The sequence below is a fragment of the Rhodanobacter sp. KK11 genome (assembly GCF_033345435.1).
Classification (GTDB): domain Bacteria; phylum Pseudomonadota; class Gammaproteobacteria; order Xanthomonadales; family Rhodanobacteraceae; genus Rhodanobacter.
Window position 1 is genome coordinate 201,330 of the sequence record NZ_JAWPMI010000005.1, and the last position, 24,644, is coordinate 225,973.

Below are 24,644 nucleotides of genomic sequence, written 5' to 3' on the forward strand. Positions count from 1 at the left end.
GCCAATGAGGGATCACGCATTGTACCTGCGTGGCCCTGCTTTGCCTTAACGCCAACCGTTGCCCGGAAAGCCCGCCGGCCGCCGCCCGCGACCGCCGTGCAACAATAAGCGCCTTGCTACCCGCAGGGATATGCGATTCATGAGAACCCTTCTCGTCACCGGCGGAGCCGGTTTCATCGGCGCCAATTTCGTGTTGCAGGCCGTGGCGGACGGCCTGCGCGTGGTCAACCTGGACAAGCTCACCTACGCCGGCAACCTCGACACACTGGCCTCGCTGCAGGGTGATGCGCGTCACATTTTCATCCACGGCGACATCGGCGACCGCGCCCTGGTGGCGAAGCTACTGGCCGAGCACCATCCCGACGCGATCGTCAATTTCGCCGCCGAGTCGCACGTCGACCGCTCGATCGACGGTCCGGCCGAGTTCGTGCAGACCAACGTGGTGGGCACGCTGGGTCTGCTGGAATGCGCCCGCGACTACTGGCGCGGCCTGGAAGGCGCCGCCCGCGAGGACTTTCGCTTCCTGCACGTGTCCACCGACGAGGTGTACGGCTCGCTCGGCGCCGAGGGCAAGTTCACCGAGACCACGCCGTACGCGCCGAACTCGCCGTACTCCGCGTCGAAGGCCGCCTCCGACCATCTGGTGCGTGCGTTCCACCACACCTACGGCCTGCCGGTGCTCACCACCAACTGCTCGAACAACTACGGGCCGTTCCAGTTCCCCGAGAAGCTCATTCCGCTGGTGACCGCCAAGGCGCTGGCCGGCGAATCGCTGCCGGTCTACGGCGACGGCCTGAACATCCGCGACTGGCTGTACGTGGGCGACCACTGCAGCGCGATCCGCCGCGTGCTGGAAGCCGGCCGTGTCGGCGAGACCTACAACGTGGGCGGCAATGCCGAGCGCACCAACCTCACCGTGGTGAAGACGATCTGCGCGCTGCTCGACGAACGCTGCCCGCTGGCTGGCGGCCGCCCGCGCGAATCGCTGATCACCTACGTGAAGGACCGCCCCGGTCACGACCGCCGCTACGCGATCGACTCCAGCAAGCTGCAGCGCGAGCTGGGCTGGAAGCCGTCGCAGACTTTCGAGAGCGGCATCGCCGCCACGGTCGACTGGTATCTCGACCACCAGCCGTGGGTGCAACGTGTGCTTGACGGCAGCTACCGCTTGGAGAGGCTGGGCGCATGACCACGACCAACGCACGCAAGGGCATCATCCTCGCCGGCGGTTCCGGCACCCGGCTGCACCCGATCACCCGCGCCATCAGCAAGCAGCTGCTGCCGGTGTACGACAAACCGATGATCTACTACCCGCTGGCCACGCTGATGCTGGCCGGCATCCGCGAGGTGCTGGTCATCAACACCCCGCACGAGCAGGAGATGTTCCAGCGCCTGCTCGGCGACGGCTCGCAGTGGGGCATCGCCATCCACTATGCAGTGCAGCCCTCGCCCGACGGCTTGGCGCAGGCATTCACCATCGGCCGCGACTTCGTCGACGGCAAGCCGAGCTGCCTGGTGCTGGGCGACAACATCTTCTACGGCCACGGCTTCACCGAGCGACTCAAGCGCGCCGCCGCGCGCGAGCACGGCGCCACCGTGTTCGGCTACTGGGTGAAGGACCCAGAGCGCTACGGCGTGGCCGAGTTCGACGCCGCCGGCAAGGTGGTCGGACTGGAGGAAAAGCCGGCCCGGCCGAAATCGAACTACGCCGTCACCGGCCTGTACTTCTACGACGGCCGCGTATGCGACTACGCCGCCGCGCTGAAACCCTCGCCGCGCGGCGAACTGGAGATCACCGACCTCAACCGCTGCTACCTCGACGACGGCTCGCTGCACCTGGAGCAGCTCGGCCGCGGCTTCGCCTGGCTCGACACCGGCACCCACGAATCGCTGATGGAAGCGGGCAACTACATCGAGACGATCGAGAACCGGCAAGGCCTGAAAGTGTGCTGTCCGGAGGAGATCGCCTACGTCAGCGGCTGGATCAGCTCCGAGCAGTTGTTGGCGCTGGCCGCACCGCTGGCCAAGACCGGCTACGGCCAGTACCTGCAACAGCTGACCCGACAAGGCCACGTGCAATGAAAGTGATCGAAACCGCGTTGCCCGGCGCACTGATCATCGAACCGCAGGTGTTCGGCGACTCCCGCGGCTTCTTCTACGAAAGCTACAACAAGGCCAAGTGGATCGAGGCCGGCATCGACGTCGACTTCGTGCAGTCCAACGTGTCGCGCTCCGCCCGCGGCGTGCTGCGCGGCCTGCATTACCAGTGGCCGAACCCGCAGGGCAAGCTGGTCAGCGTGCTGGAAGGCGAGGTGTACGACGTGGCGGTGGACATCCGCCGCGGCTCGCCCAGCTTCGGGCAATCGGTGGGCGTGATGCTCACCGCCGAGAACCACCGCCACTTCTGGATACCGGAAGGTTTCGCGCACGGCTTCTGCGTGGTCTCCGAGTTCGCCACTTTCTGCTACCAGTGCACCGCGCTGTACGACCCGAAGGCGGATGCCGGCATCCGCTGGAACGACGCCGCGCTCGGCATCGACTGGCCGGTCAGCGCACCGCTGTTGTCGGACAAGGACGGCAGGACGCCGCTGCTGGCCGAGGTGCCGCCCGAGTGGTTGCCGGTCTACGCATCGTGAGGATTCTGCTGCTCGGCGCCAACGGCCAGCTCGGCCGCACGTTTTTTGACCAGGGTGGCCTGGCCGCCCGCGGTGGGCTGACCGTCGCCAGCCGCGACGGCTTGCTGGCCGCCGGCGGCAACGGCGAGATCGCCGACCTGTCGGCTCCCGAATCGCTGCCCACCCTGCTCGACCGTGTGCGCCCGGACGTGATCGTCAACACCGCCGCGTACACCGCGGTCGACCGCGCCGAACAGGAAGAAGCACTGGCCACCCGCGTCAACGGCGAGGCGGTGGGGGTGCTCGGCCAATGGGCCGCGGCGCATGGCGCGCTGGTGATCCACTACTCCACCGACTACGTGTTCGATGGCAAGCAGTCCCGGCCCTACGCAGTCGATGCACCCACCGGCCCGCTCAGCGCCTATGGCCGCAGCAAGCTGGCGGGCGAACAGGCGCTGCGCGACAGCGGCGCCGACCACCTCACCTTCCGCACCGCGTGGGTCTACGCCACGCACGGCCACAACTTCCTGCGCACCATGCTGCGCCTGGGCGCCGAGCGCGACGAGCTGCGCGTGGTGGCCGACCAGCACGGCGCGCCCACCGACACCGGGCTGATCGTGCACGGCACGCTCACCGCGCTCGATCGCTGGGCGCAGGCCGACGCAACGCAGCGGCGCACGCTGGCCGGCACCCATCACCTGGTTGCCAGCGGCGCCACCAGCTGGCACGGCTTCGCCAGCGCGATCTTCGAGGAAGCCGCGGCGCTGGGCCTGCTGGCACGCTCACCCCGCGTGGTCGCGATCGGCAGCGCCGAATTCCCCACACCGGCCGTGCGCCCGGCCTGCTCGTTGCTGGACAATGACGGCTTCCGGCAGCATTTCGATTTCCCGTTGCCCGACTGGCGGCATGGCCTGCACGAGGTGATGTGCCGGCTCGCCGCATCCGGGCACCAAACTTAAGGATCAAGCCATGTTGATTCCCCTCATCCTCAGTGGCGGTAGCGGCACCCGGCTGTGGCCGGTCTCGCGCAAGAACCTGCCCAAGCAATTCCTGGAGCTAGCCGGCAAGGGCACGCTGTTCCAGCAGACCATCGCACGCACCCGGCAATTGCCGGAGGTTGCCGCACCAGTCGTGGTGGCCAGCGAAGATCACCGCTTCCTTGCCGCCGACCAGTTGCTGGAAGCGGACATCGAAGACGCCACCATCGTGCTGGAGCCGCTGGCGCGCAATACCGCACCGGCGATCGCGCTGGGCGCACTGCAGGCGTTGCAGCGCGATGCCGACGCCGTGCTGCTGGTGTTGCCGGCCGACCACCTGATCGGCGACACCGGTGCCTTCGTCGAAGCGGTGAAGCAGGCACTGCCGCTGGCCACGCAGGGCTGGCTGGTGACGTTCGGCATCCGCCCGGATCGCCCGGAGACCGGCTTCGGCTACATCCGCCGCGCCGAGGCGATCGACGGCCACGGTTTTCGCGTGGAGCAGTTCGTCGAGAAGCCGGACCTGGCCACCGCCGAGTCGTACCTTGCCGATGGCGGCTACGACTGGAATTCCGGCATGTTCCTGTTCAAGGCAGCGCGCTACCTGGAAGAACTGGCCGCACATGCGCCGGCGATGCTGGCGGCAGTGCGCGAGGCGCACGCGAAAGCCACCGCCGACCTCGACTTCGTGCGCATCGATCGCGACGCGTTCGCCCAGGTACCGGACGACTCGATCGACTACGCGGTGATGGAGAAGACCCGGCGCGCCGCTGTGGTCCCGGTCAGCTGCGCATGGAGCGACATCGGTTCGTGGTCGGCGTTGTGGCTCACCGGCGACAAGGACGCCGACGGCAATCTGCGCGAGGGCGACACCCTGGCGGTGGACACGCGCAACTCGCTGCTGCGTTCGCACGCGCGCCATCTGCTCGCCACCGTCGGCGTCGACGACCTGATCGTGGTGACCACCCCGGACGCCACCCTGGTGGCGCATCGCGACGCGGCGCAGGACGTGAAGAAGATCGTCGAGCAACTGAAGGCCGCCGGCCGCAGCGAGCATTCGCTGCACCGCGTGGTGTACCGGCCGTGGGGCAGCTACGACTCGCTGGAGGAAGGCGAGCGCTTCCAGGTCAAGCGCATCGTGGTCAAGCCCGGCGCTGCCCTCAGCCTGCAGAAGCATCACCACCGCGCCGAGCACTGGATCGTGGTTTCCGGCACCGCCGAGGTCACCTGCGACGACAAGGTGTTCCTGCTCGGTGAGAACCAGAGCACCTACATCCCGCTGGGCAGCAAGCACCGCCTGCGCAACCCCGGCAAGCTGCCGCTGGAGCTGATCGAGGTACAGTCCGGCAGCTACCTAGGCGAAGACGACATCGTGCGCTACGACGACGTCTACGGCCGCGCCTAATGACTGGCATGAGAAATAGCATGACGCTCGCCCCAGAGTTTCCACTCTGATTTCGTAACTCTCGAAGCGATGCACCCTAGGTCGACGCCATGAAGGCGTCAGTAAGATTTCATACGCTGGATAGTACTTTTCGGCCAGAGTCGATGACGTGCTTTGGCCATCAACATCTGACTAGACAGCGACCAGCGTCGTTTTATGGATGGAGCGGGCGGTTCCTTGCGCGGCAGATTGAGACTATGAGGAATGGCCTCAATCGAATCATCTTTCTCAATCACGATGAATTGATCGTCACCGCGATCGCTCGTGCTGAATGAAGCCTGCTTGAGAAATTCGGTTATATGCGAAAAATTCCATAAATGCCATACGAATTCCGTGTTGTGCACGACGAGCCTCAGTCCACCGATACTCTCAACGATCTGCTTCATTTCGTGGACGGTGAATTCTCTGAAGTGCCATTCATACATCATGGGAGACTGCCCCAAGAGAGCCGCCTGGAGCGCCCATAGGCTGGCGGCATTAGGCGTCGTAATCAACATTCGCCCGCCTTGTTTGAGAACCCTCTTCGCTTCATTGAGGAAGAAGAAGACCCCGCTCAGCGTGGTCGCCTGCTCGTAGCATATGTCGGATATGTGTTCGATAACCTCAGTGCATATGATGTTGTCGACAAAATTGTCAGGAAACGGCATAGGACTGCGACGAAGATCGTGCCGAGTACCTACCAGATTCACTGCATCGAAGCAGCTCCAAATAACTTTCGAGGAAAGATATTTCAGGCTCCCGATCTCAACACAAAATCCCGTGGACAAGCCATGACGACGAATGTACTCGATCGTTATGGCAATACGTCTCGCATCGAACACATCGCCACCTCCGCCGATGCCCTTGTCTGCGTGGGCCGAGTGAATGGCATCAATGACCGAGGCCATGGTTCTTTCGTCGAAGTATTCGGTACTGAAAAACTCATGCATCGGGTCGTTTTCCACCTCTTCCTCCAACAATCGTTTATGCGGATAGGCTCTGAAATTAGTAAATCCGATCCTGCGGCGCTTTATTGCAAAGGATGGCTCAATAGCCTGTTTCATTGCGCGGAAGCATAGCGCGCTGTTGCGTCTGGTGGACACACAATTCCCCTGTCGCGCTCGCACGATCGCCGCCTGGTCGTCACCGTCAGCGTCGACGATCTGCTCGTGATGACCACGCCGGACGCCACGCCAGTGGTGCATCGCGTGGTGCATCGCCCGTGGGGCAACGATGCCTCGCTGGAGGAAAGCCGGCGTTTCCTGGTCAAGCGTATCGTGATCAAACCCAGCGCGGCTTGAGCCTGCAGAAACATCACCACCGCGCCGAGCACTGGATCGTGGTTTCCGGCACCGCCGAGGTCACCTGCGACGACAAGGTGTTCCTGCTCGGTGAGAACCAGAGCACCTACATCCCGCTGGGCAGCCGGCACCGCCTGCGCAACCCCGGCAAGCTGCCGCTGGAGCTGATCGAGGTACAGTCCGGCAGCTACCTAGGCGAAGACGACATCGTGCGCTACGACGACGTCTACGGTCGCGCCTGAAAGCCAGGAAGAAGTGGGAAGCGCGAGAAAGGCAGTGAAGCTCTTGCTCGTTTCTCACTCCTCTTCCCTCATTTCTCGCCCCGCTCCACAGCTTCGTAGGGCGGGCAATGCCCGCCGCCCTGGCCGCAACGCATCGTCGACGACGAAGAGCCGGCGGGCGGTGCCCGCCCTACGGGTTATTCGACGGTCACCGACTTGGCCAGATTGCGCGGCTGGTCGACGTCGGTGCCGCGCAGCACGGCGACGTGGTAGGCGAGCAGCTGCAGCGGCACGGTGAACACGGCCGGGGCGATGAAGCTGCCGCCAGATTCCACCCTCAGCATGACGCCGGTGCCGGCCATGTCGTCCATGCCGGCGGCGCCGTCGGCGAACACGATCAGGCGGCCGCCGCGGGCGCGCACTTCCTGCAGGTTGGATTTGAGCTTGTCCAGCAGCGGACCGTTCGGCGCCACCGCGATCACCGGCATGTTCTCGTCGACCAGGGCCAGCGGGCCATGCTTGAGCTCGCCGGCGGCATAGGCTTCGGCGTGGATGTAGGAGATCTCCTTGAGCTTCAGCGCACCTTCCAGCGCCACCGGATACTGCACGCCGCGGCCGAGGAACAGCGCATGCTGGCGCTGGATGAACTCGCCGGCCAGTTCGATGATCGCCGACTCCAGCTGCAGCGCGTTTTCGATCGCGCGCGGCAGGCGCTGCAGCTCGGCGCACAGCGCCGCGTAGCGATCGTCATCAAGGCCGTTGCGACGGGCCAGTTCCAACGCCAGCAGGGCCAGGCCGGCCAGCTGGGTGGTGAAGGCCTTGGTCGAAGCCACGCCGATCTCGGGGCCGGCGCGGGTCATCAACTTCAGGTCCGCCTCGCGTACCAGCGAGGACTCGGGCGAATTGCAGATGACCAGCGTGCCCAGGTAGCCCCGACGGCGCGATTCGCGCAGTGCGGCCAGGGTGTCGGCGGTTTCGCCGGACTGCGAGATCGCCACGAACAGCGTGCCCTCGGGCACCACCGTCTCGCGGTAGCGGTATTCGCTGGCCACTTCCACCGCCACCGGCAGCTTGGCGTACTCCTCGATCCAGTACTTGGCGACCAGGCCGGCGTGATAGCTGGTGCCGCAGGCGACGATGTGCAGGCCGCGGGTGGCCTGCAGCAGCGCGCCGCTGTCGATGCCGAAGATGTTCGGCAACACGCCGTGCGCGCCGATGCGCGCCTCCAGCGTATCGGCCACCGCACGCGGCTGCTCGAAGATTTCCTTCTGCATGTAGTGACGGTATTCGCCGCGCTCCACCGCGTCGGTGGACAGCTCGCTCTCGTGCACGGCGCGCTCGACCGGCGTGCCGTCGAGGCCGTACACCTGCACGCTGTCGCGGGTGATCTCGACCACGTCGCCCTCGTCGAGATAGATCATCCTGTTGGTGACCTGGACCAGCGCCTGGGCGTCGGAGCCGAGGAAGTTCTCGCCGATGCCCACGCCGACCAGCAGCGGCGCGCCGCGGCGCGCGCCGACCACGTGGTCGGGCTCGTCGCTGCTGAGCACCGCGATCGCATAGGCACCTTCCAGTTCGCGCACGGTGGCCAGCACCGCCTCGCACAGGTTCAGGCCCTGGCTGATGCGCCGGTCGATCAGCGCAGCCATCACCTCGGTGTCGGTTTCCGAAGTGAACACGTGGCCGCCCGCCTGCAGCTCGGCGCGCAGGCCGACGTAGTTCTCGATGATGCCGTTGTGCACGATCGCCACCCGGCCGGCGACGTGCGGATGCGCGTTCGCCTCGTTCGGCACGCCGTGGGTGGCCCAGCGGGTATGCGCGATGCCGGTGCCACCGGGCAGCGGGGCGGCCTGGTACAGCGCCTCCATCTCGCGCACCTTGCCCTTGGCGCGCACGCGGCGGATCGCGCCGCGGTCGAGCACGGCCACGCCGGAGGAGTCGTAGCCGCGGTATTCGAGGGCCTTAAGGCCGGCAATCAGCAGCGGGGCGACGTCACGCTGGGCAACGGCAGCAACAATTCCGCACATCGGGGCAGCTTCCTTTGATGGGTGACAGAACCTCGGGCCCCGTCACGGGCAAGCGATTTTGGCCGGACTGCATTGACGCAACCTTTCGCGGACCGGACCGCCACATCGACACGCGCAGCGCCGGATCGTTCAATCCACCTTGCGGCGCAGCCAGTTCAGCAGATCGATGCGGGTGATCAGGCCGAGGAAATCGTCGCCGTCGACCACGATCGCCACGTGGCCGCGCTCGAACACCGGCAGCAGCGATTCGACCGGCGAGCGCACGTCGAGTTTCTGCAGGTTCGTCATCATCGCGGTCGACACCGGGTCGCGGAAGCGCGCGCCGTCGACGTGCACGTGGATCAGCACGTCGGACTCGTCGACGATGCCGACCAGCTTGCGGCCGTCCATCACCGGCAGCTGCGACACGTCGTACAGCTTCATGCGGTTGTAGGCGGTGATCAGCAGCTCGTTCGGACCGACCACCACGGTGTCGCGCTGGGCGAACGGGCGCAGCAGCAGGTCGCGCAGGTCGCCGTGCTGCTCGCGCTCGATGAAGCCGTTGTCGAGCATCCAGTAGTCGTTGTACAGCTTGGACAGGTACTTGTTGCCGGTGTCGCAGACCAGGGTCACCACGCGCTTGCGATGGGTCTGCTCGCGGCAGTAACGCAGCGCCGCGGCGACCAGGGTGCCGGTGGACGAGCCGCCCAGGATGCCTTCCTTCGCCAGCAGTTCGCGCGCGGTGAGGAAGCTCTCCTTGTCGGGGATCGCATAGGCCTTCTTGACCCGGGTGAAGTCGCTGATGCTGGGCAGGAAATCCTCGCCGATGCCTTCGACCATCCAGCTGGCGGACTTGGTCGAGAGCGTGCCCTCGTTGATGTACTGCGCCAGGATCGAGCCGACCGGATCGGCCAGGATCAACTCGGTCTGCGGGGAATGTTCGGCGAAGAACTTCGACAGGCCGCTGAGCGTGCCGGAGGAGCCGCAGCCGACCACGATCGCGTCGACCTTGCCATCCATCTGCTCGAGGATTTCCGGACCGGTGCTGGCGATGTGCGCGGCCGGGTTGTCGGGGTTGCCGAACTGGTTGATGAAGTAGGCACCGGGTGTTTCGCGGGCGATCCGCTCGGCCATGTCCTGGTAGTACTCGGGGTGGCCCTTGGCCACGTCGGAGCGGGTCAGCACCACCTCGGCACCCATCGCCTTGAGGTTGAAGATCTTCTCCCGGCTCATCTTGTCCGGCACCACCAGGATCAGCCGGTAGCCCTTCTGCTGCGCGACCAGCGCCAGGCCCAGGCCGGTGTTGCCGGCGGTGCCTTCGACCAGGATGTCGCCCGGGCGGATGCGACCATCCTTCTCGGCGCCCTCGATCATCGACAGGCCGATGCGGTCCTTGATCGAGCCGCCGGGGTTGGCGCTTTCCAGCTTGAGGAACAGCGTGCACGGCCCGGTGTCCAGGTGCTGCGCGCGCACCATCGGGGTATGTCCGATCAGTTCGAGGACACTCTGGTGGACCGTCATGGGGACTCCGTCGCTGGGGCAGCCGCGGAAGAGGCCGCCGCTGCGGGACCATCATGATAACCGCTCGCCCCGGGCGTACGCCGCAAACGCGGCGGCCCCGGCGCCCTTCCCGATACGCTAAGGAAGAGCCCGGGGCCGCGTTGGCGTGTGAAGCAGCGGGTCAGTGGATAAGGTGCGCCCGATCCGCCCACATGCGTTCGAGTCGCGCCTTGGCCAGCAGTTTCTCCTTTTTCATGCTGGCAAGGGTGACATCGTCGATGGGCAGTACGCCGATGTCGGCGTCGTGCACCTTGCTGTCGAGTTCGCGGTGATGCTGGTAGAGCCGCCGGAATTCGGCGTCGGCCTTCATCAATGCCTCGACATCATCACGCTGCTGGTTTTCAAACATGATCCGACCTCCTCGCGAGTTGACGTGCGGATGCGACAGGAAGCACCCGCAGACGATGAACACACGCGCGCACCCACGCCCCACGCCGGTCCAACGGAACGCAGGAGGAGTTGGGAAACGTGGAATAAGCGCATGGTCCGGGTCAGTTGCCCACGGAGCCTGGATGCCCCGTGGGACTTTGACCCTACTCCCCCGCCGGGGGGGGCTGCAAGCCTTTCGGAGGCTCTTCACGAAACCCGGGAGTTCGCGTGAAAAAGCTGTCAGAACAGTATTTTACATTTAGCTAACCAGGCACGGGCGAGCCCCGTGCCGGACCATGGCAGGGCGCCAGACACGCCCACGCCGGCACCCCTCTAAGGATGTTGTTTGGACGCGTCCGGATTCGTCTCGGTCGGCTTGTCGGTGCCTTCCATCTGCGAACGCATCGCCTTGGCCGCCTGGGCAGCCAGCTCGGCCTGGCGCTTGGCGGCCTTGGCCACCCGGCTCTGCGCCGCCGCCAGTTTTTTCGCCCGCTCGGCCTCGGCGCGCGCCTGCTCGGCCGCCTGCGAGTATTCCTGCCCCTGCGCCTGCAGCCGGGCCGCCTCTTCCTGCGCCAGTTGGTATTGCAGGCGCTGGCGCTCCAGTTCGCGCCGCGCCAGTTCCGCATCGCGCCGGCTGTTGTCGAGCAGGATCTGGTCATGTTCACGATCGAGCTGGGTCAGCTTGATCTGGGCGTCCTGCAGCTGCGCGGCAGTCTTGGCCAGGTCGACCCGGCGTTCGGCCAGGTACAGCACATGCGGGCGGTCGCGCGAGCTGGCCTGAGCCAGCCGGTTGATCGCGTCGCGTGCGCGCGCCTGCTCGGCCTGTGCGTAGTTGCCCATGCCGGGGTCGTTGGCGAGCTGGTTGAGGCTGCCGGTCAGCCGACTGATGTCGATGTCGTCCTTCCGGGCGTGCGCCGGGCCGAGGCTGGCCAGCGCCAACGCGATCACGGCAAGGGTGGCGGTGGAGCGCTTCATGGCTGGCCTCCCTGGGGGTCATTCGCCGCGGGCTGCTGGACGGTATCAGGTACGGTCTGGAAGCCCTCGGACGGCGGCGTGGACAGGATCGACGAGGACGGCGCCGGCATGTCTCCGGTCGGCGGCACGTCGGACGGGGCCGGCGCCGGCGGCGCCTGGGCGGCCGCCGCGGCCTGTTCGCCCTGCTGGCGCAGGCGGGTGTTTTCCTGCAGCTTGCTCTGGATCTGCGCCCGCGCCGCGCCCAGTCGGGCCTTGGCCTGGGCCAGCTCGGCATCGGCCCGCGACTCCTCGGCCAGGTTCGCCGCGTCGGCATACTTGCGCTCGGCCATGGCCGCCTGCGCCAACTGGAACTTGTCCTGCGCGAAACCCAGGTCGACCGGCGCATAGTCCGCCGCACCCGCATCGCGGGCCATCTGCAGCTGGGCCTGCGCCAGGTTCATCGAATCGTTCGGCGGCGGCACCGAGGCGCAGCCGGTCAGGATCAGGGCCAGGGCCAGCACCGGGATAGCCGCGCGGATGCGGCGCAGGGATCCGGCCGGCGGGGAAAAGATGTACATCACATTCCTCTTAGTGTGTCGCAGCGTATTGTGGGCGGGCATAATCCATCATTGCAACGCGCATTTCGCAAACCAGGGGTCATTCGTGGACATCGGCTACTTCCTCAAGCTTATGGTAGACAAGGGCGCGTCGGACATGTTCCTGTCCACCGGCGCCCCGGTGAATATCAAGGTCGAGGGCAAGCTGTATCCGCTGGGCAACACCGGCCTGCCCGGTGGCATGGTCAAGAAGATCGCCTATTCGCTGATGGACGAGGGCCAGGTGCCGCAGTTCGAGCGCGACCTGGAACTGAACATGGCGCTCGCGGTGAAGGAAGCCGGCCGCTTCCGCATCAACGTGTTCAAGCAGCGCGGCGAGGTCGGCATGGTGATCCGCGCGATCAAGAGCGAGATCCCCAGCATCGAGCAGCTGCAGCTGCCGACGATCTTCCGCGACCTGATCATGGAGCCGCGCGGACTGATCCTGGTGGTCGGCGCCACCGGCTCGGGCAAGTCGACCACGCTGGCGGCGATGCTCGACCACCGCAACAGCAGCTCGCCCGGCCACATCCTCACCGTCGAGGATCCGATCGAATACCTGCACCGGCACAAGAAATCCATCGTCAACCAGCGCGAGGTGGGCCTGGATACCCACAGTTACCACGAAGCGCTGAAGAACGCGATGCGCGAGGCGCCGGACGTGATCATGATCGGCGAGATCCGCGACACCGACACGATGGAGGCGGCGATCGCCTTTTCCGAGACCGGCCACCTGTGCCTGGCCACGCTGCACTCGAACAATGCCGACCAGACACTGGAGCGCATCCTCAACTTCTTCCCCGAATCGGCGCACAAGAACGTGCTGATGAACCTGGCGCTGAACCTGCGCGCGGTGATCAGCCAGCGCCTGGTGATCGGCAAGGACGGCCGCCGCATCCCGGCCGCCGAGGTGCTGCTGAACACCCCGCTGATCCGCGACATGATCCGCCGCGGCCAGATCCACGAGATCAAGGAAGCGATGGACCGCAGCCTGCAGGAAGGCATGCAGACCTTCGACCAGTCGCTGTACAAGCTGTACAAGGAAGGCCGCGTGGAACTGGAAGAGGCGCTCAACAAGTCCGACTCGCGCGACGGCCTGGCGTTGAAGATCCGCCTCGCCGAAGGCGGTTCCAATGACCCGGAACTGGCCGGCAACGACCCTTACGGGATGGGCTTCTGAAGAGCCGGGGTAGTGGGCGAAGGGGAGTGAGAAGCGAGGGACGGCACAACCCGCCTCACTTCGGGCTCTCTCCCAGCGCACTCCTCTTCACTCACTGCTCGCCTTGCGGCGCGTCCGGTTGGACCTCCGGCGCCGCGCGCCGGAACGCTTCCAGCTCGCTGCAGGCGCGGTAGATGCGCGCGATGGTCGGGTAGTCGTCCAGCGGCAGCTTCCAGCGCAACGCGTTGTAGACCTGGGGGACCAGGCAGGCGTCGGCCATGCTCGGCGTTTCACCATGGCAATAGCGGCCGGTCGCCACGCTGTCGCCCAGCATCGCCTCGATCGCCTGGAAGCCCGCGCCGATCCAGTGCCGCGACCACGCCGCGCGCTGTTCCTCGCTGGCGCCGAACGTGGCCTCCAGATGCTGCAGCACGCGCAGGTTGCCCAGCGGGTGGATGTCGCAGCACACCGCCATCGCCAGCGCGCGCACCTGTGCGCGCCCACGCGCATCGACCGGCAGCAGGGCCGTCTCCAGCTCCGGATGCATCTCGTCGAGGTATTCCATGATCGCCAGCGACTGGGTGATCACCCGGTCGCCGTCGAGCAGGCAGGGCACCATCTGCTGCGGGTTGAGTGCGCGGTAGTCTGCCGCGTGCTGTTCGCCGCCATTGCGCACCAAGTGCACCGGCCGCGTCTCGTACTCGAGCCCCTTCAGATTCAGCGCAATGCGCACCCGATACGCGGCACTGGAACGCCAGTAGCCGTAGAGCACCAAACCGCTAGCCATGAACCATCCCCCCTGACGGACAACCGCAGTTTGCCACAGTGTGGACCGGGCACATGGCGCGCCGCAACGCACTGCGCCGGCCCGCCCGTTTGCATCGACGCCCAGGCAGCCGGACAATAGGCGGTTACCGCCCTTCAGGGGCCGTTCCAGTCCATGAGCCGGGAGTGCCGCCGTGTCCGTCATCCGCATGAGTGACCTCGATCTGCGCGACCAGCGCGTGCTGATCCGCGAAGACCTGAACGTGCCGATCGACGACCACGGCCGGATCACCTCGACCCAGCGCCTCGACGCTGCGCTGCCCACGATCCGGGCCGCCCGCGACGCCGGCGCGAAGGTCATGGTGATGTCGCACCTGGGCCGGCCGAAGGAAGGCCAGTTCGATGCCGAATCCTCGCTGGCGCCGGTGGCGCTGTGGCTGAGCAGCAAGCTGGACCAGCCGGTACGACTGGTGGCCAATTACCTGACCGACGGCGTCACGGTAGCGGCCGGCGAGGTGGTGCTGCTGGAAAACTGCCGCATGAACGTCGGCGAAGGCAAGGACGACGACGCGCTGGCGAAGAAATATGCCGCGCTGTGCGACATCTTCGTGATGGACGCGTTCGGCACCGCGCACCGCGCGCAGGCCTCCACCCACGGCGTGATCAAGTACGCCCCGGTGGCCGCCGCCGGCCCGCTGCTGTCCGCCGAACTGGATGCGCTGGGCAAGGCGATGGAACACCCGGCGCACCCGCTGCTGGCCATCGTGGCCGGCTCCAAGGTCTCCACCAAGCTGACGCTGCTGGAAAACCTGATCGGCAAGGTCGACCAGTTGATCGTGGGCGGCGGCATCGCCAATACCTTCATCGCCGCGCTGGGCCATTCGGTCGGCAACTCGCTGGTCGAGCCGGACCTGGTCGACGCCGCGAAGAAGGTGCTGGCCGACGCCAAACGCCGTGGCGCCGAGGTGCCGATGCCGGTCGACGTGGTGGTGGCGCCGGCGTTCTCGGCGCAGGCGCCGGCCACGATCAAGCCGGTCGACCAGGTCGGCGCGGACGAGATGATTCTGGACATCGGTCCGCAGACCGCCGAACTCTATGCCGCGCTGATCGCCAAGGCCGGCACGGTGGTGTGGAACGGTCCGGTCGGCGTGTTCGAGTTCGACGCGTTCGGCAAGGGCACCGAGACGCTGGCGCGCGCGATCGCCGCGTCGAAGGCGTTCTCCATCGCCGGCGGCGGCGACACCCTGGCCGCGGTGGACAAGTACGGCATCGCCGACCAGGTCTCCTACATCTCCACCGGCGGCGGCGCGTTTCTGGAGTTCCTCGAAGGCAAGGAGCTGCCCGCGGTGGCCGCGCTGAAGGCCCGAGCCACGAAGTAATGCTCTGCCTGTTCGACCTCGACGGCACCCTGATCGATTCCGAACACGGCATCACCGCCTGCGTGAAACACGCACTGCTGCGGCTGGACGTGCCGGTACCGGCGCCCGAGGAACTGCGCCGCTGGATCGGCCCGCCGCTGCGGCACAGCTTCGCGCCGCTGCTGGGCCACGACGCCGAACGCATCGAGGCCGCGGTGGCGTACTACCACGAACGCTTCGACAGCCACGGCTGGCGCGAACATCAGGTCTATCCAGGCATCGAACTGCTGATCGAGCGATTGCGCGGCGCCGGCCACCGGCTCGCCGTGGTCACCAGCAAGCCGCACCGGCACGCCGCACCGATCATCGCCCACCTGTCGTTCGGCGCGGCGTTCGGGCGCCTGTACGGCCCGCACCCGGGCAGCGCGCACAGCGAGAAGGCCGCGATGATCGCCGAGGCGCTGGCCGACTTCGGCGCCGACCCGGCCGACGCGGTGATGATCGGCGACCGCCACTTCGACATCGACGGCGCAATCGCCAACCAGGTGCGCGGCCTCGGCGTGCTCTGGGGTTTCGGCGACCGCGAGGAACTGGAGCAGGCCGGCGCCCACGCCATCGCGGCGGCGCCGGACGAACTGGCCGACTTGCTGCTTGGCTGAACCGTCACTGTAGGAGCGCACCCTGTGCGCGAATGCTTTCCCGTCACGTGACGAAGAGCATACGCGCACAGGGTGCGCTCCTACACGGGACATTCCGCTTTACTTGATGGTGCGCTTCACCGCGTCGACCACGTGCGCCACGGTGAAACCGAAGTGCTCGAACAGCTGCGGCGCGGGCGCCGACGCACCGAACGAGGCCATCCCGACCACTTCGCCGTCCAGGCCCACGTACTTGCACCAGAAGTCGGCGCTGGCCGCTTCCACCGCCACACGTGCACGGCACCAGGAAGGCAGCACGCCCTCGCGGTATTCCAGCGGCTGCGCGTCGAACACCTCGGTGCACGGCATCGACACCACGCGCACGGCCACGCCCTGCTGCGCCAGCGCGCGCGAAGCTTCCATCGCCAGCTCCACTTCCGAGCCGGTGGCGATCAGGATGGCCTGGAACTTCGCGTCCAGCGGATCGGACAGCACGTAGCCGCCGCGCGCGATGTCGGCCACCTGCTGCGCGCTGCGCTGCTGGTGCTTCAGGTTCTGGCGCGAGAACACCAGGCACGACGGCGCACCCTTGCGCTCGATCGCCGCCTTCCACGACACCGCCGATTCCACCGCGTCGCACGGGCGCCACAGCTGGTTGTTCGGGATGTAGCGCAGGCTGGCCATGTGCTCGACCGGCTGGTGGGTGGGGCCGTCCTCGCCGAGGCCGATCGAGTCGTGGGTGTAGACGTGGATCGCGTGCGCCGGGATCAGCGCGCTCATGCGCACCGCGTTGCGCGCGTAGTCGGAGAACACCAGGAAGGTGGCGTCGTACGGGATGAAGCCACCGTGCAGGGCCAGGCCGTTGGCGATCGCGGTCATGCCGAACTCGCGCACGCCGTAGTAGACGTAGTTGCCCTTGCCGTCCGCGCTGTTGCCGGTGGCGGCGTCGAGGCTGCCCTTCCACTTGGTGAGGTTGGAGCCGGCCAGGTCGGCCGAGCCGCCGATCAGTTCCGGCAGCAGCGGCGCGAACGCCTCGATGCTCATCTGCGAGGCCTTGCGCGAAGCCACTTCGGGGCCATCGGCCTGCAGCTTGTCAATGAATGCCTGCGACTTCGCCGCCCAGTCGGCCGGCAGCTCGCCGCGCATGCGGCGCTTGAACTCGGCGGCCAGTTCCGGATGCGCGGCGGCGTACCTGGCGAACGCATCGTTCCAGGCCTGTTCGGCGGTGGCGCCCTTGGCCTTGTGGTCCCAACCGGCGTAGATCTCGGCCGGGATCTCGAACGGCGCATGGTTCCAACCGAGCTGCGCGCGGGCGGCGACGATCTCGTCCTTGCCCAGCGCGGCGCCGTGGCTTTCCTCCTTGCCCTGCTTGTTCGGTGCGCCGAAGCCGATGATGGTCTTCGCGCAGATCAGGGTGGGCTTGTCGTGCTGTGCGGCGGCCTTGGCGAGCGCCTGCTTGATCGCCTCGGCATCGTGCCCGTCAACGCCGCGGATCACGTTCCAGCCGTAGGCCTCGAAACGCGCCGGCGTGTCGTCGGTGAACCAGCCGTGTACCTCGCCGTCGATCGAAATGCCGTTGTCGTCGTAGATCGCCACCAGCTTGCCCAAGCCCCAGGTGCCGGCGAGCGAAGCGACTTCGTGCGAGATGCCCTCCATCAGGCAGCCGTCGCCGAGGAAGACGTAGGTGTGGTGATCAACCACGTCGTGGCCGGGGCGGTTGAAATGCGCCGCCAGCACCTTTTCCGCCAGCGCGAAGCCGACCGCATTGGCCAGGCCCTGGCCGAGCGGTCCGGTGGTGGTCTCCACGCCGGGGGTTTCGCTGGCTTCGGGGTGGCCGGCGGTCTTCGAATGGAGCTGGCGGAAGCGCTTCAGCTGCTCCATTGGCAGGTCGAAGCCGCTCAGGTGCAACAGCGCGTACTGCAGCATCGAGCCGTGGCCGTTGGAGAGCACGAAGCGATCGCGGTTGAACCATTTCGGGTTGGCCGGATTGAACTTCAGGAAGTCGTTCCACAGCACCTCGGCGAGATCGGCCATGCCCATCGGCATGCCCGGGTGACCGGACTTGGCCGCCTCCACGGCATCCATGGCAAGGGCGCGCACGGCATTGGCGAGTTCGCGGCGGGTGGTCATCGGGCAGCCTCCGAAGGTGCAAAAACATGCATTGTCGCCGATCTGGCCACCGGCTGTCGCTCGCGACCAGCGAATTAATCGCCGCTTAACCCCGGACCATACGGTTCAGCGGGCTTCAGCCTCGCCCCCTTATCACTACGCCCCGCGGTGCCATCCCCAGGCGCCGCCCGACCGCGCGTCCTTTCGCAGAACCGCCGGCCCGGCTCAAAAAAGAGGAGTACCCCATGAGAAAGACTTTGTTCGCCCTTGGCTTCGCTTCCGCCGCCCTGTGCTCCCTGCCCGCCTTCGCGCAGGACAGCCAGGCCACCCCGGCCGCAGGCGGCGACTTCCAGCCGTCCCAGCCGGTCGGCAGCGGCAACTGGTTCATCAACGGCAGCGTCGGCCAGGCACACATGCGCGTGAGCCCGTACGACAACCACCCGACCACTTACGCGCTCAGCGGCGGTTACCGCTGGAAAGTCGGCCCGGACCTGGGCTTGGGCGTAGAAGCCGGCTACAACGACCTGGGCAACTTCAAGTTGAAGAACGCCTTCAACAGCAACGACGTCAATCTGACCTCGCAGCGCCAAGCACTGCGCGGCTGGACCGCCGGCGTCAACGGCAAGATCAACGTGTGGCAGGGCCTGTACGTCAGTGGCCGCACCGGCGTGTACGGCTGGCGGGGTCACGGCTACGCCAACCAGGACATCAACCGGCACAAGCTGGACCGGGTCGATTGGTATGCCGGCGTGGGTACCGGCTACGACTTCAGTGAGCACTTCGGCCTGGGCCTGTCGTACGACTACTACCGGGCCAACAAGGACCACATCAAGCTGAGCACCGATACCGCCTCGTTGACTGCCGAATACCGTTTCTGAACCCGCCGGCCCCGGATTAACCCCGGCTTAATACTGAACTGATCGGTATTGAATCTTCCGGACCGCAACCCATCTAACTAACCAGATGCCGCCGGCCGTACGGGCGGGGCGTCGCCAGCAGCGGCCATTCCCCCTCAGGACCGCTGCCAAGACAACAACCGGAGAAACACCCCATGAAAATGAAAAAGACCCTGCTCGCCCTTGCCTTCGCTTCCGCCGGCCTGATGGTCGTTCCCGCCGTGTTCGCGCAGAGCGCCTCCACTGACAAGGGCGGCTGGTTCATCAACGGCAACGTCGGCCAGGCCTCGCTGAACCATGGCCCGTACGACGACACCACCACCGGCTACGGGGTCAACGGCGGCTACCGCTGGGCGGTGAACCCGTCGGTCGCGCTGGGCGTCGAGGCGGGCTACAACGACCTGGGCAACATCCACCCGAAGAACATCTTCAACAGCCAGCCGGTGGTCGACCGCGGCAAGTCGAACCTGCATGGCTGGACCGCCGGCGTAAACGGCCACTTTAACGTCAGCCCGAACTGGTACGTCAGCGCACGCACCGGCCTCTACGGCTGGAAGGGCCACGGCCTCAGCAATGACGTCAACCCGGTCCGCAAGGGTCTGGACGACACCAGCTGGTACGCCGGTGCCGGCGTGGGTTACGACTTCAGCAACAACGTCAGCGTCGGCCTGAACTACGACTATTACGACGCGAAGAAGGACCGCGTGAACCTGAGCACCGACATGGTCTCGGTCAGCGCGGAATACCGCTTCTGAGCCAACGGTGAATTCCGACGCCACGTCGGGATGTTCGCTTACAAAAAAGGAGACGCCCCAGGGCGTCTCCTTTTTTGTGCGCAATATGCGCCGCCCAAACACGGGCGGCTGATGCCGCGCCATCGCGGCGCGACAAGACATCAGCAGGAAAGATCAAAAACCAAAACAGGGGGTTCCGATGAAAAAGACACTACTGACGCTGGCCATGCTGGCCGGTTCGACGCTGGGTGCCGCCAGCGTGCAGGCGAAGGATCTCACCGGCGGCTTCGTGAACCTCGGTGCCGGTCGCGTGAGCTACCACGCCACGTTCGACAGCTACGACCTCGGCAGCGATCATGGCACGGCGGTCATCCTCAACGCCGGCTACCGCACCCAGTTCATCGGTTTCGAGGCGGGTTACACCAACCTCGGCAGCGTCAGCTACCGCGATGCCACTACCTACGCGAAGCTCTCCGGCGACGGCTGGACCGCAGGCATCAATGGGCATTTCAACCCGACCGACGCCTGGTACGTCTCCGCTCGCGGCGGCGCCTTCGTCTGGAAACTGCACGCCAAGCTGCGCTCCAGCGACCCGGCCTACCCGTTCGACGACCGGGCCAGCAGGCAGTCACTGGGCTGGTATGCAGGCGTCGGCACAGGCTACGACATCAACAAGAGCTGGAGCATCGGTGCGAACTTCGACTACTACAGCATCTCCAAGGAGGGGCTGGACATCGGCAACCGCATTTACACGGTGAGTGCCGAGTACCGCTTCTGACATCCGGCAGGAACCGGTTGCGTGAAGCAAAGAGGGCGCCCATCAGGCGCCCTCTTCCACTAGCTGACCTCGCGCTCCAGCGCGGTCAGCCGTTCCACTGCCCCAGCGCGGCCAGGCCGTTGTCGCGCGCGCGGGCGTACACGGTCTTCTGCGCTTCGGCGTAGTTCGCCTTCATGTCCTTCGACCACAGCTTCAGCGCCGCCTGCTGCATGGCACGGCCATAGGAGAACGACAGTGGCCACGGATGCGGACCGATCTGGTTCATCGCGTTGAGATGGGCAGTGGACTGCTGGTCGGTCTGGCCACCGGAGAGGAACACGATGCCCGGCAGCGAGGCCGGCACGGTGGACTTCAGCACGCGCACGGTGGCTTCGGCGACCTCCTCGACATCGGCCTGTTCGTCGCAGTCCTTGCCCGGAATGACCATGCTGACCTTCAGGATGGTGCCTTCCAGCATCACGTTCTGCTCGTACAGCGCATTGAACAGGCTGCGCAGCACCGCTTCATGCACCTCGTAGCTGACCTCGATGGTGTGGTCGCCATCCATGATCACTTCCGGCTCGACCATCGGCACCAGGCCGGCTTCCTGGCACAGCGCGGCGTAGCGGGCCAGCACGTGGCAGTTGGCCTCGATCGCTGTGGAGCTGGGGTTTTCCTCGGAGATGTTGATCACCGCGCGCCACTTGGCGAACTGGGCGCCCAGCTTCGCGTACTCCTGCAGGCGCTCGCGCAGGCCGTCGAGGCCTTCGGTGACCACGTCGCCGGGGAAGCCGGCCAGCGGCTGCGGGCCCTTGTCGACCTTGATGCCGGGGATGATGCCGTGCTTCTTCATCACCTCGGTGAACGGCACGCCATCCCTGGTCTTCTGGCGGATCGTCTCGTCGAACAGGATCGCGCCGGAGATGTGCTCGTTCAGGCCCGGCGTGGTCAGCAGCAGCTCACGGTAGGCGCGGCGGTTTTCCTCGGTGTTCTCGATGCCGACGGCCTCGAAGCGCTTGCGGATGGTGTTGGTCGACTCGTCGATGGCGATGATGCCCTTGCCGGGCGCGACCATCGCCAGGGCGATGCTTTCGAGATCTTCAATACTCATGACGACTCCGTGGTGCCGGACGTGGCTTGCCGGCACGTGGTTGAAGCCGCCTCGGGGCCGAAGCGGCGCGATCCAAAACGGCGATTATAGGCCAGATCGGCGGCCACAGGCGCCAGCCGCGGCGCGGCCGGGCCGGCTCAGGGGACGTAGCCGGGCAGCTTGCACTGGTCCAGCAGTTGCTGGCGCTGGGCCGGGTCCTTGGGCGCGTTGAACGGCACCACGTAGTAGGTGGCAACCGGCTCGCTGATACGGTTGGTCAGCGACGGGCCATAGCGGAAATTGGAGACCGCGCTGCGCGCCGCCGGGCCGAGATCGCTCTTCGGCGCCACCTTGGCCACCTGCACATTCATCGGCACGCCATCGGAACCGATCGTATAGGTCACCGCCGCGCAACCGGGCTTGTCCAGGTTCAGGCCGCTGTTGGGCACATCCATCTTCACCTGGGTATTGAGCAGGATCCAGTAACGGTACAGGTCCTGCTGGTCGATCCTGCGCACCTGCGCCGATGCCGGCGCGACGAAACCCAATGCCAGGAACAACGGCAGGCTCTGACGAAACAGGCGGGACGCGGATTTCATGGGACAACTCCTCGACCGGACGGGACGGGAGGAAGTGTAGCGGCATTGCCGCCCGGCACCAGTCGGGGCCCGTTGGCCGGACAGCCGAGCGTCAGCCATCCGCGCCTGCCCGCGCCTCACAGGTCGCGCGGGCTCTCGATCGTGCCGTCGGGGCCGACCCAGAGCAGCTTCAGCGTGTTGGTGCCGCCGACATGGCCGACGCGATCGCCGTAGGTGATCACCACGCTGTCGCCCTCGACCAGCTTGCCCTGCTCGAACAGCAGTCGCACCGCGGCGCGGGTGGAGGCGGCCATGCTCTGCTTCTCGCCGTGGCTGAACGCCACCGGATGCACGTCGCGCAGCACCTGCATGCGGCGGCGCGCAGCGGCGGACGGCGACATGCCGTAGATCGGCACCGCACTGCGGTAGCGCGACAGCCACTGGGCGGTGGCGCCGGATTCGGTCAGCGCCGCGATCGCGCGTACGCCGAGCTGGCCGGCCAGCACCATCGCGGCCAGCGCGATCGCCTGGTCGGTACGCCTCATCTGATGGCTGGCGCCGGCCAGGTCTTCCTTGGACTCGAACTGGCGCTCGGCACCGAGGCAGATCCGGCGCATCGCCGCCACCGCCTTGTCCGGGTGCGCGCCGGCCGCGGTTTCCTCCGACAGCATCACCGCGTCGGTGCCGTCGATCACCGCGTTGGCCACGTCGAGCACTTCGGCGCGGGTCGGGATCGGCGAGCGCACCATCGACTGCAGCATCTGCGTGGCGGTGATCACCGCACGGTTGCGCTGCACCGACTCGCGGATGATCTTCTTCTGCAGGCCAGGCAGCTCGGCGTCGCCGATCTCCACGCCGAGGTCGCCGCGCGCCACCATCACCACGTCGCTGGCGTCGATGATCTCGCCCAGCACCTGGATCGCATCGGCGCGCTCGATCTTCGCCACCAGCGCCGCGCTGCCGCCGGCCTCGTGCAGCAGGCGGCGGGCCTGATGCATGTCCTCGGCCGAACGCACGAACGACACCGCGAGGAAATCGGCGCCGATCTCGGCGGCCAGCCTGATGTCGGCCTTGTCCTTGTCCGACAGCGCCGTCACCGACAGTCCGCCGCCCTGCCGGTTGAGCCCCTTGCGATTGGACAACCTGCCGCCGACCAGCACCTTGCAGCGCACTTCGGCGCCAGCCACTTCGTGCACGCTCAGCGCTATCAGGCCGTCGTCCAGCAGCAGCACGTCGCCGGCGTGCACGTCGTGCGGCAGGCCGTAGTAGCTCACGCCGACGCGGGTCGCGTCGCCGGGCGGCGCGTCGGGACGGCAATCCAGCACGAACGACGCGCCCTCGACGAGCTCCACCGGACCGTCGGCGAACGTCTCGATGCGGATCTTCGGCCCCTGCAGGTCGGCCAGGATGCCGACTTCGCGCCCCGTCGCCAGCGACGCGGCGCGCACCGCGCTGGCTCGGGCACGGTGATCGTCCGGCTGGCCGTGCGAGAGATTCAGGCGGGCGACGTTGACGCCTTCGGCAATGATCCGTTCAAGCATGCCCGGCACGTCAGTGGCGGGGCCGAGGGTGGCGACGATCTTGGTACGACGCAGGGGATTCTCGTTCATGTGTCGAGGCTAGCAGATGCTGCGCGGCACGCCATCGCACTGCATTCGTATGCATGCCGCCAGTGTGCGCAGCTGCGCAGATGCAGCTACTTCGCCAGCGCGAGGTTGAGTACCGCCGCCAGCCGTCGCCCGGCCTCACGCAGACGCTGCTCGGCGACTGGCCGCCACGCCGCTGCGTAGTCCTGACCGAGCTTGTGCCCGGCCGGATAGAAGCCGGTTTCGGCGGTGATCCGACAGGACTCCTCCGCCCATTGCGCGTAGGGGTCGTCCAGCGGCGCGATCGGCGCCGGCAGGCGCACCGGCGGCGCCGCATCCAGCACCTGCGCATAAGCCCGCCAGTCGAGGCCGCGGCTCGACAGCAGGCCCGAGTCCCATACCCTGTGCAGGTTGCTGCCCTTGCCGTCGAACTGCACCTGATGGTTGTTGCCGCCCTTGTCGTCGCGATAACCGGCGTGCAGCGGCTGGTGGATGTCGCCGACGAAATGCACCACGAACTTCAGCGCCTCGCGTCGGGCGGCGTCCGGCTGGCGGCGATCGGCCAGCACGTCCACGTAATGCTGCAGGCCGCCCACCACGCAGCGACCGTCGCGGCAGTCGCGCGGCGGCACGTAGTCGCAGGCGCTGCCGCCGCGGAAATTGACGTAGTGCTGGCCGCGGGTCTGTTTCCACAGCGCCGCCTGTGCCGGGTCGTTCTGGATCTGGTCGGGCCAGTTGGCCACGTCGGCCAGCGCGCGCGTGTGCTCCGGCGCCAGCAGGCGTTCCACCTCGGCCTCGGCAGCCGGGCTCAGGTGGCGCTGCGCCAGTTCGGCCACGACGCTGTGGCCGAGCGGCCCCCAGGCACGGGCCATGGGCGCGACCATGACCATGGCCAACGCGAAGACAAACGGACGGATCGAAACAGGCATGCTGACTACCGGCGCAAATAGCC

The 24,644-nt window shown here is 66.6% G+C and carries 23 protein-coding genes and 1 pseudogene; 12 read left to right on the plus strand and 12 right to left on the minus strand.

The window, feature by feature from the left end; translation table 11 throughout:
- The first annotated feature begins 139 nt into the window (after positions 1-139).
- From rfbB to R5H19_RS14375, 5 genes are read left to right on the plus strand one after another with little or no spacing between them, the layout of a single operon-like run.
- A complete protein-coding gene (rfbB, locus tag R5H19_RS14355; protein ID WP_318159713.1) occupies positions 140-1,189 on the plus strand; it encodes a dTDP-glucose 4,6-dehydratase in 1,050 nt (349 codons plus the stop codon).
- Entirely contained in the window at positions 1,186-2,082 is an 897-nt protein-coding gene (gene rfbA / locus R5H19_RS14360) for a glucose-1-phosphate thymidylyltransferase RfbA (protein ID WP_318159714.1), read from the plus strand. Before rfbB ends, rfbA begins: the two co-directional genes overlap by 4 nt.
- Positions 2,079-2,636 (plus strand): dTDP-4-dehydrorhamnose 3,5-epimerase, encoded by a 558-nt coding sequence (rfbC, locus tag R5H19_RS14365; protein ID WP_318159715.1) that lies wholly within the window; start codon positions 2,079-2,081, stop codon positions 2,634-2,636. The genes rfbA and rfbC overlap by 4 nt, the downstream gene beginning before the upstream one ends.
- Positions 2,633-3,574, plus strand: a complete 942-nt coding sequence (gene rfbD / locus R5H19_RS14370) for a dTDP-4-dehydrorhamnose reductase (protein ID WP_318159716.1) — start codon at positions 2,633-2,635, stop codon at positions 3,572-3,574. Before rfbC ends, rfbD begins: the two co-directional genes overlap by 4 nt.
- Before the next feature lie 10 nt (positions 3,575-3,584).
- On the plus strand, positions 3,585-4,997 hold the full coding sequence (locus tag R5H19_RS14375; RefSeq protein ID WP_318159717.1) for a mannose-1-phosphate guanylyltransferase/mannose-6-phosphate isomerase: 1,413 nt from the start codon (positions 3,585-3,587) through the stop codon (positions 4,995-4,997).
- A gap of 98 nt (positions 4,998-5,095) precedes the next feature.
- On the opposite strand, the gene R5H19_RS14380 is transcribed toward R5H19_RS14375, so the two are convergent.
- A complete protein-coding gene (locus tag R5H19_RS14380; protein ID WP_318159718.1) occupies positions 5,096-6,079 on the minus strand; it encodes a methyltransferase domain-containing protein in 984 nt (327 codons plus the stop codon).
- 138 nt (positions 6,080-6,217) lie between these two features.
- Between R5H19_RS14380 and R5H19_RS14385 the strand changes: the two are divergent.
- Positions 6,218-6,558: pseudogene (locus R5H19_RS14385) on the plus strand (cupin domain-containing protein); the annotation flags it as partial.
- A gap of 176 nt (positions 6,559-6,734) precedes the next feature.
- Here R5H19_RS14385 and glmS read toward each other — a convergent pair.
- The 5 genes from glmS to R5H19_RS14410 all read right to left on the minus strand — a co-directional run bounded on the left by glmS (position 6,735) and on the right by R5H19_RS14410 (position 12,004).
- On the minus strand, positions 6,735-8,564 hold the full coding sequence (glmS, locus tag R5H19_RS14390; RefSeq protein WP_318159719.1) for a glutamine--fructose-6-phosphate transaminase (isomerizing): 1,830 nt from the start codon (positions 8,562-8,564) through the stop codon (positions 6,735-6,737).
- A gap of 129 nt (positions 8,565-8,693) precedes the next feature.
- Positions 8,694-10,064: a pyridoxal-phosphate dependent enzyme gene (locus R5H19_RS14395; protein WP_318159720.1), complete on the minus strand. Its 1,371-nt coding sequence runs from the start codon at positions 10,062-10,064 to the stop codon at positions 8,694-8,696.
- A 160-nt stretch (positions 10,065-10,224) separates the two neighbouring features.
- Positions 10,225-10,452: a YdcH family protein gene (locus R5H19_RS14400; protein ID WP_068095161.1), complete on the minus strand. Its 228-nt coding sequence runs from the start codon at positions 10,450-10,452 to the stop codon at positions 10,225-10,227.
- A gap of 353 nt (positions 10,453-10,805) precedes the next feature.
- Complete coding sequence (locus R5H19_RS14405) at positions 10,806-11,447, minus strand: hypothetical protein (protein ID WP_318159721.1); 642 nt, start codon at positions 11,445-11,447, stop codon at positions 10,806-10,808.
- On the minus strand, positions 11,444-12,004 hold the full coding sequence (locus tag R5H19_RS14410) for a DUF4398 domain-containing protein (protein WP_318159723.1): 561 nt from the start codon (positions 12,002-12,004) through the stop codon (positions 11,444-11,446). The genes R5H19_RS14405 and R5H19_RS14410 overlap by 4 nt, the downstream gene beginning before the upstream one ends.
- Positions 12,005-12,089: 85 nt before the next feature.
- On the opposite strand from R5H19_RS14410, the gene R5H19_RS14415 reads away from it, so the two are divergent.
- On the plus strand, positions 12,090-13,202 hold the full coding sequence (locus R5H19_RS14415; RefSeq protein WP_318159724.1) for a PilT/PilU family type 4a pilus ATPase: 1,113 nt from the start codon (positions 12,090-12,092) through the stop codon (positions 13,200-13,202).
- 91 nt (positions 13,203-13,293) lie between these two features.
- Here R5H19_RS14415 and maiA read toward each other — a convergent pair whose 3' ends face one another.
- Positions 13,294-13,968, minus strand: coding sequence for a maleylacetoacetate isomerase (gene maiA / locus R5H19_RS14420; protein ID WP_318159725.1), 675 nt, complete (start codon positions 13,966-13,968; stop codon positions 13,294-13,296).
- A gap of 172 nt (positions 13,969-14,140) precedes the next feature.
- On the opposite strand from maiA, the gene R5H19_RS14425 reads away from it, so the two are divergent.
- Both R5H19_RS14425 and R5H19_RS14430 read left to right on the plus strand, forming a co-directional pair.
- Positions 14,141-15,325 (plus strand): phosphoglycerate kinase, encoded by a 1,185-nt coding sequence (locus tag R5H19_RS14425; protein WP_318159726.1) that lies wholly within the window; start codon positions 14,141-14,143, stop codon positions 15,323-15,325.
- The gene (locus R5H19_RS14430; RefSeq protein ID WP_318159727.1) at positions 15,325-15,963 is read left to right on the plus strand and encodes an HAD hydrolase-like protein; all 639 of its coding nucleotides are present in this window, start codon (positions 15,325-15,327) and stop codon (positions 15,961-15,963) included. The genes R5H19_RS14425 and R5H19_RS14430 overlap by 1 nt, the downstream gene beginning before the upstream one ends.
- A 99-nt stretch (positions 15,964-16,062) precedes the next feature.
- Here the strand turns inward: R5H19_RS14430 and tkt are convergent, their stop codons facing one another.
- Positions 16,063-18,072 (minus strand): transketolase, encoded by a 2,010-nt coding sequence (gene tkt, locus R5H19_RS14435; RefSeq protein WP_318159729.1) that lies wholly within the window; start codon positions 18,070-18,072, stop codon positions 16,063-16,065.
- A gap of 224 nt (positions 18,073-18,296) precedes the next feature.
- Here tkt and R5H19_RS14440 point away from each other — a divergent pair, with 224 nt between their 5' ends.
- The 3 genes from R5H19_RS14440 to R5H19_RS14450 all read left to right on the plus strand — a co-directional run bounded on the left by R5H19_RS14440 (position 18,297) and on the right by R5H19_RS14450 (position 20,459).
- Positions 18,297-18,929: a porin family protein gene (locus R5H19_RS14440; RefSeq protein ID WP_318159730.1), complete on the plus strand. Its 633-nt coding sequence runs from the start codon at positions 18,297-18,299 to the stop codon at positions 18,927-18,929.
- A 173-nt stretch (positions 18,930-19,102) separates the two neighbouring features.
- Positions 19,103-19,702, plus strand: a complete 600-nt coding sequence (locus R5H19_RS14445) for a porin family protein (protein WP_318159731.1) — start codon at positions 19,103-19,105, stop codon at positions 19,700-19,702.
- A gap of 178 nt (positions 19,703-19,880) precedes the next feature.
- Positions 19,881-20,459 (plus strand): outer membrane beta-barrel protein, encoded by a 579-nt coding sequence (locus R5H19_RS14450; protein ID WP_318159732.1) that lies wholly within the window; start codon positions 19,881-19,883, stop codon positions 20,457-20,459.
- An 85-nt stretch (positions 20,460-20,544) separates the two neighbouring features.
- Here the strand turns inward: R5H19_RS14450 and R5H19_RS14455 are convergent, their stop codons facing one another.
- The 4 genes from R5H19_RS14455 to R5H19_RS14470 all read right to left on the minus strand — a co-directional run bounded on the left by R5H19_RS14455 (position 20,545) and on the right by R5H19_RS14470 (position 24,621).
- Positions 20,545-21,549, minus strand: coding sequence for a class I fructose-bisphosphate aldolase (locus tag R5H19_RS14455; protein ID WP_318159733.1), 1,005 nt, complete (start codon positions 21,547-21,549; stop codon positions 20,545-20,547).
- Positions 21,550-21,686: 137 nt separating this feature from the next.
- Positions 21,687-22,127, minus strand: coding sequence for an energy transducer TonB (locus tag R5H19_RS14460; RefSeq protein ID WP_318159734.1), 441 nt, complete (start codon positions 22,125-22,127; stop codon positions 21,687-21,689).
- Positions 22,128-22,243: 116 nt separating this feature from the next.
- Complete coding sequence (gene pyk / locus R5H19_RS14465) at positions 22,244-23,716, minus strand: pyruvate kinase (protein WP_318159736.1); 1,473 nt, start codon at positions 23,714-23,716, stop codon at positions 22,244-22,246.
- An 86-nt stretch (positions 23,717-23,802) separates the two neighbouring features.
- The gene (locus tag R5H19_RS14470; RefSeq protein WP_318159737.1) at positions 23,803-24,621 is read right to left on the minus strand and encodes a S1/P1 nuclease; all 819 of its coding nucleotides are present in this window, start codon (positions 24,619-24,621) and stop codon (positions 23,803-23,805) included.
- Positions 24,622-24,644 lie beyond the last annotated feature (23 nt).